Source organism: Mesorhizobium subarcticum, from assembly GCF_055456085.1.
In genome coordinates, this window is sequence record NZ_CM144237.1 from 2000984 (window position 1) to 2018830 (window position 17847).

Sequence of the window (17847 nt, forward strand, 5' to 3'; positions counted from 1 at the left end):
TTTCTGCGCTGTCAGGGCAACAGCCCCTCATAGCGGCCGCGCGGCCGGATGATGCTGCCGCTGACGATCTGCTCGACCATGTGCGCGGCCCAGCCGACGCTGCGTCCAAGCGCGAACAGGTGGAACGGCGCATCGCGTGGCAACCCCAAGCTGCGCGTCAGCACTGCCAGGGCAAAGTCGATATTCGGGTGGGAGCCGGTCGCGGCAATGGCGGCGGTTTCCAGCGACCGCAACGTCTCGTCGGTGTTGTCGATGGCCGCCAGAAGCGCCGTGGCCCTGGGATCGCCCTCGGGATAGAGTTGATGGCCGAAGCCAGGCAGTGGCCGGTCATGACCGAGCCACCGCCGGATCGTGGCATCGGCGCCATGCCGCGCCGCGTCCTCCGCCAGTTGCATCACGGCTTCGCCGGCGCCACCGTGTCTAGGGCCGGAAAGTGTTGCGAGGCCCGCCAGCAGGCAAGCGGCGGGCGAGGCGCCAGTGGAGGCGGCAACACGGGCCGCGAACGTCGATGCGTTGAGTTCGTGATCGGCGACCAGCACAAGGGCGCGCCGGATGGCTTCGGCACCGCCTTCATCGACCGACCAGCCTCGCGCCAATCGTCGATGCACGGGATCCGGTCCGGTCTCGGCACCGAGGGCACCGGCCAGCACGCCGATCGCGCGCGCGGCGTCAGCGCACAGCAAGGCGGCGCTGCGCCCAAGCGAAGGCCGTGCCTGACCGGCAAGCAAGGCGAGTTGCGCAAAGGCCGAGGCGCGGCCGAGCTGGCGAGGCGCATCTGGCGACGGCGTTCCGAAGCGAACCGGTTCAGGCAAGGCCCAAAGCACGGCGGCGGTCTCTTCCAGCGTGGCAAGATCGGACAGCGCAGTGGCGTCCTTGCCCCGATAGATCAGCTGGCCATGCCAAACGGTTGAGATCGAGGTGACGATCGATGGCTCGCCCCAGGCAATCGCGCTTTCCGCGATGGCCGAAGGGCTGCGTCCGCGCGCCCTTCGCGTTGCCAGTGCGGCGATATCATCGGCGCGATATTCGCTGCGGCGCGGATCGGCCCTGTCCGGACGCATGCCGATGCGGCCGCGGCTGACATAGGCGTAGAGCGTCTGCGGCCTCACCCGAAGTCTCTCCAGCGCCTCTTCCCGCGACAACCATTCCGACATTTTTGGCTCTGATATTGATTCTATTGATCAAGATTGATGGAAGCGTTTCACAGCCTTATCTCCGATCCGGAAAAGCTTCAAGGAGACAAGTCTATGGCGAATGGGCTCGATGATGTGGTGGCGGCGGAAACCGTGCTTTCCGATGTGGATGGTCTGGGCGGCCGCCTGACAATCCGGGGTCATTCGCTGCCCGAACTGGCCGGACGATGGACCTATCCGCAAGTCGTTCGCCTGCTGCTCGATGGCTTCTTCGAGGATTTGCCTGACGACGCCGAACTGGCGGCGAAACTGGGTGAGGCTCGGGTCGAAGTCTTCGACCGGCTCCAGTCTTCGCTGCCCTTGCTGGCGCCGCTTGAAATCTACAGCGCCATGCGCGCCGGCATGGCGCTGCTACCGGATGGCGAGACCCTGACCGACGCGCTACGGCTGATCGCGGCACCGGCGGTTCTGACGCCCGCCTTGCTGCGCCTGCAGCGCGGCGAGCCGCCGATTGCACCAGATGGCAAGGCCGGTCATGCCGCCGACATGCTGCGCATCCTGAGCGGTTCCGTTCCGTTGCCGGCCTTGGCAAAAGCGCTCGACACCTATCTGGTGACCGTCTGCGACCACGGCCTCAACGCCTCGACCTTCGCCACCCGCGTCGTCGCCTCGACACTGGCCGGCCTGACATCGTCCGTGCTGGCCGGGCTCGGCGCGCTCAAGGGACCGCTGCATGGCGGCGCGCCCGGCCCGGTGATCGAGATGCTCGATGCGATCCAGGCGCATGGCGACGCGGCCGGCTGGCTGCGCGACGAGATCGCGCAGGGAAGGCGCATCATGGGTTTCGGCCATCGCATCTACCGCGTGCGCGATCCGCGCGCCGATGTGCTGAAGGCGGTGGTGCGGCAGCTCGGCAGCGAGGGTGAGACCGGCCGTCGGCTGGCCTTCGCCGAGAAGGTTGAGCAGACGGCGCTCGAAGTACTGCGGATCGCCAAGCCGCAGCGCGCGCTGCAGACCAATGTCGAGTTCTACACCGCACTCGTGCTGGAAGCGGCGGGTTTTCCGCCGCAGGCTTTCAGCAATGTCTTTGCCGCAGGGCGCGTTGCCGGCTGGATCGCGCATGCGCGCGAGCAGCAGACGACCGGGCGGCTGATCCGTCCGCAATCGCGCTATGTCGGCCCGGTACCGGACCTCGTCGCCTGAAGTTCAATTCTGTTTCGAAAGACCCGAAGCCTCTCCGCATCGAAGCGGAGGCGCCTTTTTCGCATGACCGAAATTTCATGTGATCACGCGACCGTGTTCGTGTTCTTGCCTTGGTCCGTCCTTATATGCTGCGCTGCAACATAAGTCGCCGACCGCTGCATCCCTTCAATGACGTTGGGGTAGGCTGGCGCATAAGGATGACAGGAACGCCATGACCAAGAACGGCAAGGCGGAGGAAAAGAAGAAGATCAACATCGCGCTTCAGGGCGGCGGCTCGCACGGCGCCTTTTCATGGGGCGTGCTCGATCGGCTGCTGGAGGACGGCAGACTGGAGATATCGGCCGTCTCCGGCACCAGCGCCGGCGCAATGAACGCGGTGGCGCTGGCCGACGGATATGTGCGCGGCGGGGTCGAGGGCGCGCGCAAGAAGCTCGATGATTTCTGGCGCGCGGTGGCGGCGAAGGGCCGGTTCAGCCCGGTGCAGCGCATGCCGTGGGATGTCGCCTGGGGCAATTGGTCGATCGAAAACACGCCGGGCTACGTCGTCTTCGACACCATGTCGCGGGTGTTTTCGCCCTATGTCGCCAACCCGCTTGGCCTCAATCCGCTGCGCGACGTGGTGCAGCAGGAGATCGATTTCAAAAATGTCGGCGCCTGCAAGTCGATGGAACTGTTCATTTCGGCGACCAATGTCGAGACCGGGCAATTGCGGGTGTTTTCCGACGGCGAGATCGACCTCGACACAGTGATGGCCTCGGCCTGCCTGCCGCAACTGTTCCGCGCCGTCGAGATCAAGGGCGTGCCCTATTGGGATGGCGGCTATGGCGGCAATCCGGCGCTGTTCCCGTTCTTCAAGACGGCGGAAACCGAGGACGTGCTCCTGGTGCAGATCAATCCGGTGGTGCGCGAGGGAACACCAAAGAGCGCCAACGAGATCCAGAACCGCATCGACGAGATCACCTTCAACGCCGGGCTGCTGCGCGAATTCCGCTCGATCGCCTTCGTCAAGGAACTGATCGCCGCCGGCCGGCTGCCACATGGCGAATACCGCGACATCCGCATGCACCGAATCGATGCCGACGACGCGTTCAAGGACCTGTCGGCGTCGTCCAAGGTCAATGCCGAATGGGCTTTTTTGACCTATCTCAGAGATCTTGGCCGCACGGCGGCCAGCGACTGGCTGGAGGAGAATTACGACGCGGTCGGCAAGCGGCCGACGCTCGATCTCTCCGGCGAACTCGACGACGGCTTCAAGCCGGTGCGAGGGCCGGCACCAGGTCGCCGGGTGAAGGAGTTTCTTGCAGCACGCAAGAACCCGGAAGCGGAGCGCCGGCGGGCCTGAACCCGTCAGATGCGGAGGGCGGTGGCCGATCTTCGTCACGCGCTGCCCGGCTATTGCCGGCCAGGGCGATCCGGCAAGGCGGCAACCTTTGCGTGCGGAGGACAGCTCATCATGCTGACGCCTGCTGCCACCGACGTCTAGACGAGGCCGCGTGCTGTCGCTGGGCAATCGCAAACGGAACTGTAGACACCGGCCCTGCGAATGACATGGAAAATAGTCCGAGTCTTCGCAGCGGCAGGGTGTTCGCGTCACCTCACGAACTGGTGGGCCACGCCTATCCCAGGACATTCCGGTGCGATAGGTGTCAACCTTCTCGACGCCGGGTTCTATGTCAACGAACTGGCCTCCGGGCGAGCCCGACGGCACGGACGTTATTTGCCATTTTAAAAGCAATTACAAGACATTGGCCGCACGCTACTGTGGTGGAGTTTGATGTCGTTCGCTGACCGAAAATGATCTTGCGCGCAGGCCAAAGTTCAGCTCCGTATAGAGAATCCGGCGGGCAGTGGCGGCTGTATCGCGGTGCGCGACGCGCTTCCGGTACGCAATGACAGATCGGTCATTCGGGACTGGCAATGTAAGGTGGATCGTGAGCCGGCTGCGAACCCGTTCCGCAGGTATTTTAGCAAGTTGAGAACAGTTTCGCGGCGGCCACACTCTGCCCGACTACGCAATGCTGCTGCAACTTTCGGACTATATTGCGGTGCAACTTTGATGTAGAAGCGCGCTCGCCTATCACGGCAATTTGAACACGGTCAGGCGCGCACCCATATCGGCGACGCGCCCGCGTCATCAAGGCGCGGTGCTGGCCGAACCCGCAACGGAAAAAACGACGATGCCGAGAATCAGGTTTCACAAGCTTGCAGCCATTGTGGTGCTCATTGGTTTCGCGGCCTGGATGGGGACAGGTGAGTTCTCGTCGGTCGGCAGCGTAGCGGCCAACAAGGCCAAGGCGGCCGAGGTCGAGCAGGGCAAGACGCCGCCGGATGCGAGCAAGCCGAAGGCCGCTGAAGCCGAGCCAAAGGCGCCGCTGCGCACCGTCGCGGTGGTGACACCGCCACGCAAGACCTATGCGCGCGCCATCCGCATCTCCGGGCTGACCGAGGCCGACAAGCGCGCCGTGCTTGCCACCCGCGTCGCCGGCGTCATCGAAAAGCTTCCGGTCAAGCAAGGCGACCACGTCAAGACCGGCGATCTGGTGCTGATGCTGGCCGCCGAGGAAAAGATCTCGATGCGCGACAATGCCAGGCAGCTTGTCGCGCAACGGCAAGCCGAGCTGGACGCGTCGCTGCGGCTGATGAAGACTGGCAATTTGCCCAAGCTGCAGCTCGACACCGCCCGCTCCAATCTGACCCTGGCGCAATCGCAGCTGGATACCGCGCAGGCCGAGCTTGACCGCAACGAAGTGAAGGCGCCCTTCGATGGCGTCATCGATCGCGTGCCGGTGGAACTCGGCAGTTCGGTGATGCAGGGCGGTGAGGTGGCGACCATCCTCAAGCTCGATCCGGTGATCGCGCGCGGCGAGATCAGCGAGCGCGACCTCGGCTATCTCAAGATCGGCGACAAGGCCAATGTGCGGCTGGTCAGCGGCCAGACCGTCGAAGGCACGGTGCGCTATATCAGCCGCGACGCATCGTCGGCGACCCGCACCTTCCGCGTCGAGGTCGCCATTCCCAATGGCGACGGCTCCGTGCCGGCCGGCATGACGGCGGAAATCCAGCTCAGCGCATTGCCGACCGACGCAGTCCTTTTGCCGCGTTCGGTGGTGACGCTAGGCGACAAGGGCGATCTCGGTATCCGCGCCGTCGGCAAGGACAACAAGGTGGCGTTCTTCCCGATCGACCTGGTTGACGACACGCCGACCGGCCTCGTGCTTGGCGGCATCCCTGCCGACGCGCGCATCATCGTTGCCGGCCAGGAGCTGGTGAAGGAAGGCGATGAGGTCAAGCCGGTCGAAGCCGACCAGGCGACCATCAACAAGCTGATCGGCGAAGCCACCGGTGGGACGCAGTAGCGCTGGCTACGGCGGATACCCCGGGCTGGGTCAATCGGCTGCGACGCAGCTCCTGAAATTCAACGACAGGCGTTAGCCATGGATATCGTCAAACTCGCGATCAACAACGCCCGCCTGACCATCTCGGTCCTGGTCTTCCTGCTGATTGCAGGCTGGGTCGCCTATCAGTCGACGCCGAAGGAAGCGGAACCCGACGTTCCGATTCCGATGATGTATGTCAGCCTGATCTATCAAGGCATTTCGCCTGAAGATTCCGAGCGCCTTCTGCTGCGGCCGATGGAAAGCAAGCTGAAGAGCCTCAAAGGCCTCAAGGAAATGCGTTCGGCTGCCTTCCAGGGCGGCGGCTATGTGCTGGTCGAGTTCCAGCCGCAGACGAACCTGGCGACGGCGCTGCAAGATACGCGCTCCAAGGTGCAGGACGGCAAGGCCGACCTGCCGCAGGCGGCGGAGGAACCTGTCGTCACCGAGGTCAACATTTCCGAATTCCCGGTGCTCGTCGTCACACTGTCGGGCGAACTGCCCGAACGCGTACTGGCCGCCGCGGCACGTGAGTTGCGTGACCGCATCGAGGAGGTACCGGGCGTTCTCGAAGGCTCGCTGCAGGGCTCACGCGACGATCTGGTCGAAGTCGTCATCGATCCGATGAAGCTGTCGTCCTACGGCTTGCAGCTGGATCAGCTGATTGGCGCCGTCGGCGCTTCCAACAGCCTTGTCGCCGCCGGCAACATCGAGGGCTCGGAGGGCAAATACGCCGTCAAGGTGCCGTCGCTGATCGAGACGCCCGAAGATGTGGCGTCCTTGCCGGTGGTCGCTGGCCCCAATGCCGTGGTGCAGGCCAAGGACATCGCGACGATCCGCTCGACCTTCGCCGACGCCACCACGATCACGCGCCTGAACGGCAAGCCGGCCATCGCCATCGAAGTCAAGAAGCGCATCGGCGCCAATCTGATCGACACGCTGACCAAGGTGCGGGAGGTGTCCGACACCTTCGTCAAGACGATGCCCGAGGGGATGCACGTCACCTACACGCAGGACAAGTCGGTCTTCGTTAACCAGCTGCTTGGCGACCTGCAGAACCACGTGATGATCGCCGTCATCCTGGTGTTCATCGTCATCCTCTACGCGCTGTCCGGCCGTGCCTCGCTGCTCATCGGCCTGGCGATCCCGTCATCCTTCCTGATCGGCATCCTGTTGCTGGCGATGATGGGCTACACGATCAACATGATCGTGCTGTTCAGCCTGATCCTGGCGGTCGGCATGCTGGTCGACGACGCCATCATCGTCACTGAGTTCGCCGAACGACGGATGAGCGAAGGCATGCCGAAGCAGGAAGCCTTCGCGCTTGCCGCCAAGCGCATGGCCGGTCCGGTCATCGCGGCAACGATGACGCGCATTGCCGCCTTTTCGCCGCTGCTGTTCTGGCCCGGCATCATCGGCGACTTCATGAAGTACATGCCGATCACGCTGATCGTCACGCTGTCGGCGTCGATGCTTTACGCGCTGGTCTTCGCGCCGACGCTGGGGGCGATCTTCGCCAAGGCACCGGAGCATCACGAGAATGACAATCGCGACGGCTGGTACATGGCGGTCGTCAAGCAAGCGGTGCGCTTCCCCGTCACCGTGCTGGTGCTGACCGTGGTGCTGCTGTCAGGTATCTTCGTTGGCTATTCGAAGTATGGCGCCGGCGTCGAGTTCTTCCCGAGTGTGGAGCCGGATTACGGCCTGCTCTATGTGCATGCCCGCGGCAACCTTTCGCTGGCCGAAATGGATACCGCGACCAAGATCGCCGAAAACCGGCTGCTCGGCTGGCCGGGCGTGAAATCCGTCTATACCCGTGTCGGCAAGTCCGACGGCGGCGGGCAGGATGTGCCCGAAGACGTTGTCGGCGTCATCCAGTACGAATTCATCGACTGGCGCGAGCGCAAATCGGCGAACGATATCCTGAACGATCTGCGTGGCGTCATGGCCGGCATTCCCGGCGTCGATGTCGAGGTGCGCGTGCCGGAAGCCGGCCCGCCGACCGGCAAGCCGATCCAGATCAGGCTTTCCGCAGTCGATCCCAAGGGATTGGATGAGAAGGCGCGTGCGGTGGCAGCGCGCATCGCCAAGGTGCCCGGCGTCATCGATATCTCCGACGGTTTGCCGCCGCCCGGCGTCGACTGGGCGATCGAGGTCGACCGCGCCAAGGCAGCGCAATACGGCATCAGCCCGACCGCCGTCGGAACGGTGGTGCAGCTTGTCACCAATGGTCTGAAGCTCTCGGAATATCGGCCTGCCGGCGCCGACAAGGCGGTCGACATCCGGCTGCGGCTGCCGGAGGACCGGCGTACGCTGTCGACGCTTGACGAACTCAGGGTGCAGACCTCGCAAGGATCGGTACCGATCTCGAACTTCGTCGTGCGCAAGGCGAAGCCGAGCGTCGGCATCCTCAACCGCATCGACGGCGCGCGCACCGTGGTGGTGCAGGCCAACGTTGCCGCCGGCGCGCAGGTCGCGGCCGTCCAGCAGGAGGTTACCCAGGCCGTCACCGACATGAATCTCGGCAGTGGCATCCGCTGGAAGCTCGCCGGCTCGAACGAGGACAGCGCCGAAGCCAGCGCCTTCCTCAGCAAGGCCTTCGGTGCGGCGATCTTCCTGATCTTCCTGGTGCTGCTGGCGCAGTTCAACAAGTTCACCAGTGTCTGGCTGGTGCTGTCCTGCGTGGTCATGGCAACGATCGGCGTCTTCCTCGGGCTGCTGATAACAGGCGAGACGTTCGGCATCGTCATGTCGGGCATCGGTGTCATCGCGCTGGCCGGCGTGGTGGTCAACAACAACATCGTGCTGATCGATACCTATGACCGACTGCGCGAAGAGGGCTGGGACAAGATGGAGGCTGTGCTGCAGACCTGCCGAGAGCGGGCGCGGCCGGTGGTGCTGACCGCGGTGTCGGCGATCCTCGGCGTGCTGCCGATCGCCTTCGGCCTTGGCCTGGAAATCTTCCATCACGAGACGACGATCAACGCGCCGTCGACGCAATGGTGGATTTCGCTGTCCTCGGCGATCGTCTTCGGCCTGTCATTCGCCACCGTGCTGACGCTGGTGGTGACGCCTTCGATGCTGATGGTGTTCACCCGCGCCAAGATCAAGCCCGGCGCGCGGCGCGGCTTGTTCAGCAGGCTGTTCCGGCGCGGCAAGGGCGAGATCTCTTCGGATGCGCCAGCAGTGGATACCGAACCGGCGATCGCCTTCCCGAAAGCCGCCGAATAGCCAGGCTTCCCAATTAGGCTGGCAAAGGCCGCCCGGAACAACCGGGCGGCCTTTTGCATTGTTCCCCCACACGAATTCAAATGCGGGGAACTCTTCATGCCGATCAGCACTATCGTCATCATCGTCCTGATCCTTGTCCTGATCGGCGCGGTGCCAGCCTGGCCGCATTCGCGCTCGTGGGGCTATGGACCGTCGGGCATTCTTGGCGTGGTGCTGGTGGTGGTTCTGGTGTTGCTGCTGATGGGGCGGCTCTAAGTCGGCGCGCCCTCAGCATCGCGTTCAGGCCGCTTTCGCGACGCCGCTCACCGTGGCGATGCCAAGATCATTGAGAGCCTCGGCGACAGCATGATCGAGCGGCGTGTGTGGGATTTCGCCGATGATGCCTTCCAGCCGGGTCGAGGCCAGTTGATGCGGCTCGAAGCGCAGGTAGGACATGGAGACGATCTCGCGCCACATTGCCACGAACGGGCTGCCGGCGCGCAGCACCCACCAGGGCATCGAGGTCATCTTGAGCGGGCGGCCGACAGCCTTCTCGGCGGCCGCCTTGATCTGCAGATCGGTGACCGCGTGGCCCGGAAAGTTCAGCGCCTCATAGGACCCGAGCTTGTCGAGATTCTTCGCCAACGCGACGAAGCCGACGGCGAAATCCGGCAGATAGGCCCATTCATGCACGAGGTCGACCGGGCCGGGTGCGGTGTATGTGCCCTTGCCGATCTTGGCGGCGACGACCAGGTCGAACCAGGAGCCGCTGCCAGTGCCGCCGAAGAAGTCGCCGGCCCGCAGAACGATGGTGCGGACGCGGCCGGCCTCGGCCTCGCGGCGGAACAGGTCCTCCATGGCGCAGCGGATGCGGCCCTTCTCTGTCGTCGGCTGGAACGGCGTTTCTTCGGTGATCACCGCCGGCATCGGCGAGCCGTAATTGTAGACGGTGCCGGGGAAGAGATGCAGAGCGCCGTTGGCATGGCAGGCGGCCATGACGTTTTCGGCCATCGGCAGGCACTTGCCCCAGTCGGTGTAGATCGGGTTGAGGCCGTTGAAGATGATGTCGACGCCCTCGGTGGCGCGGGTCAGCGATTGACGGTCGAGCGCGTCGCCGGCAACCGCCGTGGCGCCCTTGAGTTCGGCCGGCACCTTGCCGGTGCGGGTGATGGCGCGGACATCGAAACCGGCATCGATGAAGGCCTTGCCGACGACGCGGCCGAGCCTGCCATTGGCGCCGAGGATTGCGATCTTGGTCATTTGAGTTCTCCTGCTTGGTGCTTGCTGTTGGGTCGTTGTTTGCAGGTCGAATATGGCCGCATCACCTACGAATAGAAATTGACTATGCCTGGAGTTTTGATATTCAAAGATGAATGGAAGATATCGACTGGAACCTCATCAAGAGCTTCGTCACGGTCGCGGAGACCGGCAGCCTGTCGGCGGCGGCGCGCAAACTGTCGGCCAGCCAGCCGACGCTCGGCCGCCACATCGGCGAACTGGAGCAAGCGCTCGGTGTCACGCTGTTCCGGCGTGGGCGAAGCGGCTATGCGCTGACGGAAGCCGGTGCCACGCTGTTCGAGCGTGGCAAGACAGTCAGCGAGCAGGCGAGTGCCTTTTCACGGCTGGCGCTGGGCTCGGTCGAGGCCATCGAAGGCACGGTGCGCATTGCCGCCAGCGAGGTGGTGGCTGCCTATGTGCTGCCCGACATGATGGCGAGGCTCGGCATTGAGGAACCCGGCATCGAGGTTGAGATCGTTGCCTCGAACCAGGTTGAGAACCTGCTGCGCAGGGACGCCGACATCGCCATCCGCATGGTCAAGCCGGCGCAGAACGAGTTGGTGGCGCGCAAGGTCTGCGATATCGCGCTGTGCGCCTGCGCGGCAACATCCTACCTCGATCGGCGCGGCCGTCCGCTGGGGCCTGTCGACCTCGTCGACCATGCGCTGATAGGTTTCGACCGCGGCGACGACATAATCCGAGGCTTCAATCAGCATGGCATTCCGGTCACCCGTGGTAGTTTCCGCTTCAGGGCCGACAACCAGATCGTTTTATGGGAAGCGGTGCGGGCCGGAAACGGCATTGGTCTTGGCCAGGAGCCGCTTGCCGATCGCGATCCGCTGGTGGAGAAGGTATTGCCCGGCCTGCCACTGCCTGTCCTGCCGGTGTGGCTCGCCATGCATCGCGACGTGCGCAGCAGCGTGCGCATCCGCCGCGTGGCTGACTTTCTCCACGAGGAGCTGAAACGCTATTCGGCGGGTGCGGGTGCGAATTCGGCGCGGTGAGCAAGGCCCGCCATCAACAAGACGACAATCAGCAGCACCGACATGGCGATGAAGATCGGGCCGAAGCTCGAATGCTCGGCGACGAAGCCGATCGCCGACGGCGCCACCAGAATGCCGGAATAGCCCATGGTGGTGACGACGCTCATGCCGGTTCCCGACGACATGCTTTCCTGGTTGCCGCCGGCCGAAAAGATGATCGGCACCATGTTGGCGATGCCGAAGCCGCACAGCGCAAAGGCTGATATGGCGATCCAGGGCGAGGGCGACAGCCCGGCGATCAGCATGCCGGCGGCGGCGACGACAGCCGAACCACGCAGTGTCGTCACCGCGCCAAAACGGTTGCGCACGCCGTCGCCGAAGAAGCGCATGATCGCCATGACACCCGAAAAGGCGGCGTAGGCAAGGCCGGCAACGGCAAGGTCGGCGCCGAGCTCCTGCCTGAGATACAGTGCCGCCCAATCGAGTACCGCGCCTTCGGAGATCATCGTCAGCAGCGCCATCAGCCCGATCAGGTAGACCAGCGGGTTTGCCGGCAAGGCGAATTTATGATGCTCGGTCGCCTGCGGCTTGTTCTCGGCGACCAGATGGCCGACGGCAAACGCGATCACCGCGAAGGCAAGCACCGTCACCACCGCGGCGTGGGCGAGATGGCCATAGTGCTGGATGGCAAAGCCGCCGAGGCCGCCGCCGGCGAAACCGCCAAGACTCCAGAAGCCGTGCGAGGAGGACATGATCGCGCGCGACAATTTTCGTTCCACCACCACCGCATTGGCGTTCATGGCGACATCCATGCCGCCGATCGAGCCGCCGAAAATGATCATGGCGATCGCCGCCAGCGGTACATTGGGCGCCAGCGCCACGACCAGCAGGCCAAGGCTGCCGCAAAGAGCGAACCAGCGCAGCACGGTGCGCGAGCCATGCCTGGAGATCAAATGGCCGCACCAGCTCATCGCGGCGACGGCGCCGACGCCGAACAAGAGGATCAGCAGGCCAAGTGTGAATTTGGTGATGTCGAGCCGGGTCAGGAAGACCGGGATCTGCGGCGCCCAGCTGCCGGTCAGAAAGCCATTGGCAAGGAAAATGGCGGCCACGGCCCATCGCCCGCGAACGGCAGTCTGCATAACGTCTGGCGCGTTCATAGGCGAATCCGGTCAGAAAATGGCTCAGCGCGGCAAATTAGATCGATTCAATTTGTAGTCAAGAACCGGCCGCAGGGAATGCTTGGACCAAAGGCCGAAACGGGACCGATACCATTTACGGCAGACTTAGCCTCTCCCTTCGTCATCCACGGGCGGAGCAAGGAGCGCAGCGACGCGGCGCAGACCCGAGGATCCATGCCGCGACTTCCGTGCGATGCTACGGTGCAGAACCAGCTCTGGTGAGTGCGACCTTCATTCTGAGCCGCTGTGTTCCTTGGCGGCCGTCGCGGCATGGATCCTAGGGTTTCCGCGACGTCGCTTCGCGACTGCTCCACCCTAGGATGACGAAGTCGGAGAGCCTCGCCCATTGCAGGAACCGTGGACGTTCACCGTATCAGTATCAGGCTCGCTAATGATCCTTCGGCCGCCTGGCCTCGAACTCCGCTTTCTTGGCATCCGATGCTTCGGTCTGGTTGAGTGCCTGCCATTCGGCGTAAGGCATGCCGTAGACGATCTCGCGCGACTGGTCCTTGCCGAGATCGACGCCCTCGGCGTTGGCCGCCTCGCGGTACCAGTTCGACAGGCAGTTGCGGCAGAAGCCGGCGAGATTCATCAGGTCGATGTTCTGCACGTCGTTGCGTTCTCTGAGGTGCTCGACCAGGCGGCGAAAGGCGGCAGCCTCGAAATCGCGTTTCTGTTCGTCGCTGGGTTCGGTCATTTTCCTGATCCTCACACCGGCCCGGTGCGCGAGCCGAACATCTTCACGACATGTATATCGGGACGGCGGTCGATCGCGTCAACGATCGGTGCCAGGCGCTCGGCCCAGGCGATCGCGCCCTTCTGGTCTGATATCAGGTCCTGGCGGATCTCGATCAATGTGTGGGCGTAGCCATTGACGATCGCATGCTTGAACATGGTGTCGCCACGCAGCGCGCCATCATAGGGTTCGTTGTCGCCGACGAGGAGGTTCTTGTCTTCAGCCAACATATCGATCAGCGGCCGTGCCACCCGGTCGTCAAGGTCCCATAATATGCCGACATGCCAGGGGCGCTTGATGCCCTGCATGACCGGCGTGAAGGAATGCACCGAGAAAATGAAGGGCGCCTGTCCGGAAGCCTGCGCGACCGAAGCAATCATGGCGCCGACCGCGTCGTGGTAGGGACGGTAGAAGGTGTCGAGCCGCCTTTCGCGCTCCTCGTGCGCCATCGGATAGTTTCCCGGCACGACGGTGCCATCATAGAGCTGGCGAATGAGCGTCGGGTCGTCCTCGCCGCGATTGGGATCAATCAGCAGCCGCGAAAAATTGGCGAGCACCGCCGGCACGCCGAGCAGGGCGGCCAGTTCGCGCGTCACCGCTTCGACGCCAATGTCGTAGGCGATGTGGCGGTCGAACTCCGCTGCGGGCATGCCGAGGGTGCCATAGTCATCCGGCAGCTCGCGGCGTGCATGATCGGCCAAAAGCACGATGCCTCGCTTGCGGTCGCCCTCGACAATGTCGAAAGGCGCGAAAACTGTGGATCGGGTCATTGGCGGGAATGGTCTGTTCGCTGGCTTTCGGGACTATCGTCATACTGTGACGAGGATGGATTTCTTACAACCCCTTGAATTGTCAGCGATCATTTACAGCACACGATAACCGTACGATTGATCCGATCATCCGGGACGGCTTCGAAAGGATTGCTGCCATTCGTTGCGTCCAATATGGCGTGTTTCACGCGTTTCCCAAAGGATCTCGGCCCAGCTATGAAGCCGGACTCACAGACCCAGTTCGATCTCATCGTCGTCGGTGGCGGGCCAGCCGGCAGCGCGGCCGCGTTCACCGCGGCATCTCAAGGATTGCGAACGTGCCTCATCGACAAAACTGCGTTTCCTCGGGACAAGTTGTGCGGGGGGCTCGTCAGCGGCCGTAGCAAAGGGGTGTTCGAGGCCGTATTTCGACGACCCTGGGATGAAAAATTGTTCGTCTCTTCGGATCGCTTGCGCTTCTATTTCAACAATAGACTCCTGGCGGACAACAATGGTTATTCCACGCTCTATTTCACAATGCGCAAGAAGTTCGACAACTACCTCCTGGAGATCGCCAGGGAGGCCTCTGTTGATCTGAGGCTCAACGCTGAGATCGTCAACGTCGACCTCCAAAACAACATGCTGCAACTCAAAACCGGAGAATCCTTGGCCTTCAGGTTTCTGATTGGGGCCGATGGCGTCAACAGCCAAATCGCCAAGGCCCTTTTCGGTGCCGCCTTCGATCCCGAGACGATCGGATTTGGCCTTGAGGTGGAGGTTCCACGATCAGATATGCCCGATGCCTTGGATCGCGTGGAGATCGATTTCGGCGCCGCTCACTGGGGGTACGGCTGGATATTCCCGAAACACGATACGTTCACGATTGGCGTTGGGGGCATTCACCGGTTCAACCCCGACCTCAAACAAAGCCTTGAGACGTATCTATCATACAAGAATCTCGCGATCGCCGACTACAGGGTAAAAGGCCAGTATATTCCCTTTGGGGATTTCCGAAGGACGCCTGGAAGAGGCAATATTCTCCTCTGCGGCGACGCTGCCGGGGTCGTCGATCCAATAACAGGCGAAGGAATCGCTTACGCGATGGAGACGGGGGCCGCGGCGGCCAACGCGGTTCTTTCCTGCAATGAGAAAGGCGTCGGATCATCCGCGCTGCAGGAATACGGTGGCGAATACTCGAAAATCTCCGCCAGCCTGCGGCAGGCCAACATTTTGAGGCGGTTTATCTTTCCGAAGCTTGTCCATAAGCCATTCGCCTGGGCCTTTGCCGATGCAAGCACTCTGCAGAACGGATATCTGGATATCTTGGCAGGGAAGCATGGCTACAACGCTTTGTATGGCCTTTTTCTGCGCCAAGTCACGAAGGCTGCTCGCAAGGCTTTGATCTACTCGTCACGAAAATTCCTTGGCATGCTGCGAATTGGCAGATGAGCCGATGTGATGGAGTTGAATGTTCGCGACCTGGTTTCGGCGATAGCAAGGGGTGCTGCAATATGTGGCTGCCGAAGTCCGCTGCCGGCAGGCCGAGGCGTCGGGCAGGCCGCGGCCGGCATGATCGGCCGAAAGCGCCTCGCTTACGGCCGCCCCTGACAATGTCGAAGGGCGCAAAAACTGTGGATCGGGCTGTTGGCGGGAAATGGTCTGTTCGCTGGCTTCCGGGGAGGGTGCTATCGTCATTCTACGAAGACCACGCTTGCGCAATGCCGTTGTTTGGCCAAGGTTTCCCGGGAAATCTGGCAGAAGTCGGCGAATTGTGCGCCGGAGCCTTCTTAAATCGATTGGAATTGTACAAAACGGCGCGTTGACATGCGCCCGGACTTTTCCGAAAAGGGGCGCAGAGAGATGTTGATGTGGTTCTTGAGGGGTTTCGGAATGGGTTCCGCCGGCAGGCAGCGCATGCGCTCCGCCTTTGCCATGCCGCTCCTGATCCTGACCGTGGGCTTCTCGGCGATGGTCATGGCCTCGCCGGCGCGCGCCGATTTCCGCGTGTGCAACGCCACGCAGAACCTGGTTGGCGTCGGCATCGGCTATCGCGCCAAGGCCGGCTGGATCACCGAAGGCTGGTGGCACATCGAAGGATCGAGCTGCAAGACGTTGATCGAAGGGCCGCTGTCATCAAGGTTTTACTATCTTTATGCAGAAGACGCTGAGCGCGGTGGACGCTGGGACGGCCCGATCAACATGTGCGTGGCTGAAAAAGAGTTCAAGATCGCCGGCGTAAACGACTGCGTAGCCCGGGGTTTCCAGCGCGCCGGATTTCAGGAATATGACACGGGCGAACAGGCAAGCTGGATGGTCCAGCTGACCGATGAGCCCGCAACGGGAGGCGCTCCAGCCGCCCCGGGAACCAACAGTCAATGAGACGCAGCCGCAAGGTCAAAATCCTAGCCACAATCGGTCCGGCCTCCTCGTCCGAGGAGATGCTGAAGAAATTGTTCGAAGCGGGCGCCGACGTGTTCCGCATCAATATGAGCCATACCGACCATGAGCTGATGCGCACGCTGGTCGGCCGCATCCGCGCTGTCGAGGAAAAGGTCGGCCGCCCGATAGGCATCCTTGCCGACCTGCAAGGCCCCAAGCTGCGCGTCGGCAAGTTCGCCAATGGCAAGGAAGTGCTGACATCAGGCCAGACCTTCACACTCGACGACAATCCCGAGCCAGGAACCTCGACCAGGGTCTATCTGCCGCATCCGGAAATCCTGAGCTCTGTCGAGCCCGGCCACCGGCTTTTGATCGACGACGGCAAGCTTGAGTTGAAAGCGATCAAGAGCGACGGCAAGTCGATCACCTGCATCGTCGTTGCCGGCACCACGATTTCCGACAAGAAGGGCGTCAGCCTGCCCGATACCGACCTGCCGGTCGGTGCGCTGACCGAGAAGGACCGCAAGGACCTCGACGCGGTGCTTGCCACCGGCGTCGACTGGGTGGCGCTGTCCTTCGTGCAGCGGCCGGAAGATCTGGCCGAAGCGCGCAAGATCGCGCGCGGCCGGGCGCTGATCATGGCCAAGATCGAAAAGCCGCAGGCCGTCGCCCGGCTGGCCGAGATCATCGAACTGTCCGACGCGCTGATGGTCGCCCGTGGCGATCTCGGTGTCGAGATGCCGCTCGAGGCCGTGCCCGGCATACAGAAGCAGATCACGCGCGCCGCGCGCCGCGCCGGCAAGCCGGTGGTGGTCGCCACGCAGATGCTGGAATCGATGATCACCGCACCGGTGCCGACCCGCGCCGAAGTCTCCGACGTCTCGATTGCCGTCTTCGAAGGCGCCGACGCCATCATGCTGTCGGCCGAATCGGCGGCGGGTGCCTATCCCGTCGAAGCGGTGGCTATGATGAACCGCATTGCCACCAAGGTCGAGACCGACCCGACCTATGCCGGCATCATCAACGCGCAGCGCTCCGAGCCGGAAGCAACCGGCGCCGACGCCATTTCACTGGCCGCCCGCGAGATCGCCGAGACGCTGAAACTGGCGGCGATCATCACCTACACGGCGTCCGGCACCACCGGGCTGCGGGCCGCGCGCGAACGGCCGCAGGTGCCAATCATTGCGCTGTCGCCGATCCTCAACACGGCGCGGCGGCTGTCGCTGCTGTGGGGCACGCATTGCGTGGTCTCGCCCGATGCAACCGATCTCGACGACATGGTCAATCGCGCCTGCCGCATCGCGCTGGAAGAAGAGTTCGGCAAGCCGGGCGACCGCGTCATCATCACGGCCGGTGTGCCGCTGAGGACGCCCGGCTCGACCAACATGCTGCGCATCGCCTATGTCGGGTCGGAAGCGCAGGGCAGCCGGTAAGCTGTTGATTTCCTGACTGAAGCGCGTCGCGCGGTTTTCGTGCGGGGCCTGCTGTGGCCACAATGCAACAAAGGCCCGGACAATGATCCCGGCCTTTGTCTCGACACAGGGTCGCCCTGATTGCCTCTACAAGACACGGGGCGCGAGACGGCATCGATCGTCGCCGCCCTTCCTGTCGGCAATTCCCA

At 63.1% G+C, this 17847-nt stretch carries 14 protein-coding genes; 9 read left to right on the forward strand and 5 right to left on the reverse strand.

Features of this window, described 5'->3' with window-relative positions:
• Positions 1-11 precede the first annotated feature (11 nt).
• Complete coding sequence (locus ACZYHG_RS09730; protein ID WP_464613606.1) at positions 12-1154, reverse strand: citrate/2-methylcitrate synthase; 1143 nt, start codon at positions 1152-1154, stop codon at positions 12-14.
• A 93-nt stretch (positions 1155-1247) separates the two neighbouring features.
• On the opposite strand from ACZYHG_RS09730, the gene ACZYHG_RS09735 reads away from it, so the two are divergent.
• The 5 genes from ACZYHG_RS09735 to ACZYHG_RS09755 all read left to right on the forward strand — a co-directional run bounded on the left by ACZYHG_RS09735 (position 1248) and on the right by ACZYHG_RS09755 (position 9196).
• The gene (locus tag ACZYHG_RS09735; RefSeq protein ID WP_464613607.1) at positions 1248-2336 is read left to right on the forward strand and encodes a citrate synthase/methylcitrate synthase; all 1089 of its coding nucleotides are present in this window, start codon (positions 1248-1250) and stop codon (positions 2334-2336) included.
• Between the two features lie 211 nt (positions 2337-2547).
• Positions 2548-3678, forward strand: a complete 1131-nt coding sequence (locus tag ACZYHG_RS09740; RefSeq protein WP_464613608.1) for a patatin-like phospholipase family protein — start codon at positions 2548-2550, stop codon at positions 3676-3678.
• 835 nt (positions 3679-4513) lie between these two features.
• Positions 4514-5692 carry an efflux RND transporter periplasmic adaptor subunit gene (locus ACZYHG_RS09745; RefSeq protein WP_464613609.1) on the forward strand — a complete coding sequence of 393 codons (1179 nt, stop codon included), beginning with the start codon at positions 4514-4516 and terminating at the stop codon, positions 5690-5692.
• Between the two features lie 78 nt (positions 5693-5770).
• On the forward strand, positions 5771-8941 hold the full coding sequence (locus tag ACZYHG_RS09750) for an efflux RND transporter permease subunit (RefSeq protein ID WP_464613610.1): 3171 nt from the start codon (positions 5771-5773) through the stop codon (positions 8939-8941).
• A gap of 96 nt (positions 8942-9037) precedes the next feature.
• A complete protein-coding gene (locus tag ACZYHG_RS09755; protein WP_032926532.1) occupies positions 9038-9196 on the forward strand; it encodes a DUF3309 family protein in 159 nt (52 codons plus the stop codon).
• 24 nt (positions 9197-9220) lie between these two features.
• Here the strand turns inward: ACZYHG_RS09755 and ACZYHG_RS09760 are convergent, their stop codons facing one another.
• Entirely contained in the window at positions 9221-10180 is a 960-nt protein-coding gene (locus ACZYHG_RS09760; RefSeq protein WP_464613611.1) for an SDR family oxidoreductase, read from the reverse strand.
• 113 nt (positions 10181-10293) lie between these two features.
• Here ACZYHG_RS09760 and ACZYHG_RS09765 point away from each other — a divergent pair, with 113 nt between their 5' ends.
• A complete protein-coding gene (locus ACZYHG_RS09765) occupies positions 10294-11202 on the forward strand; it encodes a LysR family transcriptional regulator (RefSeq protein ID WP_464613612.1) in 909 nt (302 codons plus the stop codon).
• Here ACZYHG_RS09765 and ACZYHG_RS09770 read toward each other — a convergent pair.
• The 3 genes from ACZYHG_RS09770 to ACZYHG_RS09780 form a co-directional block, all read right to left on the reverse strand.
• The gene (locus ACZYHG_RS09770) at positions 11166-12341 is read right to left on the reverse strand and encodes an MFS transporter (RefSeq protein WP_464613613.1); all 1176 of its coding nucleotides are present in this window, start codon (positions 12339-12341) and stop codon (positions 11166-11168) included. The two genes, ACZYHG_RS09765 and ACZYHG_RS09770, sit on opposite strands and share 37 nt — an antisense overlap.
• A gap of 409 nt (positions 12342-12750) precedes the next feature.
• The gene (locus tag ACZYHG_RS09775) at positions 12751-13059 is read right to left on the reverse strand and encodes a DUF1244 domain-containing protein (RefSeq protein WP_464613614.1); all 309 of its coding nucleotides are present in this window, start codon (positions 13057-13059) and stop codon (positions 12751-12753) included.
• 11 nt (positions 13060-13070) lie between these two features.
• Complete coding sequence (locus ACZYHG_RS09780; RefSeq protein WP_464613615.1) at positions 13071-13868, reverse strand: N-formylglutamate amidohydrolase; 798 nt, start codon at positions 13866-13868, stop codon at positions 13071-13073.
• 216 nt (positions 13869-14084) lie between these two features.
• Between ACZYHG_RS09780 and ACZYHG_RS09785 the strand changes: the two genes are divergently transcribed.
• The 3 genes from ACZYHG_RS09785 (at position 14085) to pyk (ending at position 17659) form a co-directional block, all read left to right on the forward strand.
• Positions 14085-15296, forward strand: a complete 1212-nt coding sequence (locus ACZYHG_RS09785) for a geranylgeranyl reductase family protein (RefSeq protein ID WP_464613616.1) — start codon at positions 14085-14087, stop codon at positions 15294-15296.
• A 483-nt stretch (positions 15297-15779) separates the two neighbouring features.
• The gene (locus ACZYHG_RS09790) at positions 15780-16226 is read left to right on the forward strand and encodes a DUF1036 domain-containing protein (RefSeq protein ID WP_245268852.1); all 447 of its coding nucleotides are present in this window, start codon (positions 15780-15782) and stop codon (positions 16224-16226) included.
• Complete coding sequence (gene pyk / locus ACZYHG_RS09795) at positions 16223-17659, forward strand: pyruvate kinase (protein WP_464613617.1); 1437 nt, start codon at positions 16223-16225, stop codon at positions 17657-17659. Before ACZYHG_RS09790 ends, pyk begins: the two co-directional genes overlap by 4 nt.
• Positions 17660-17847 lie beyond the last annotated feature (188 nt).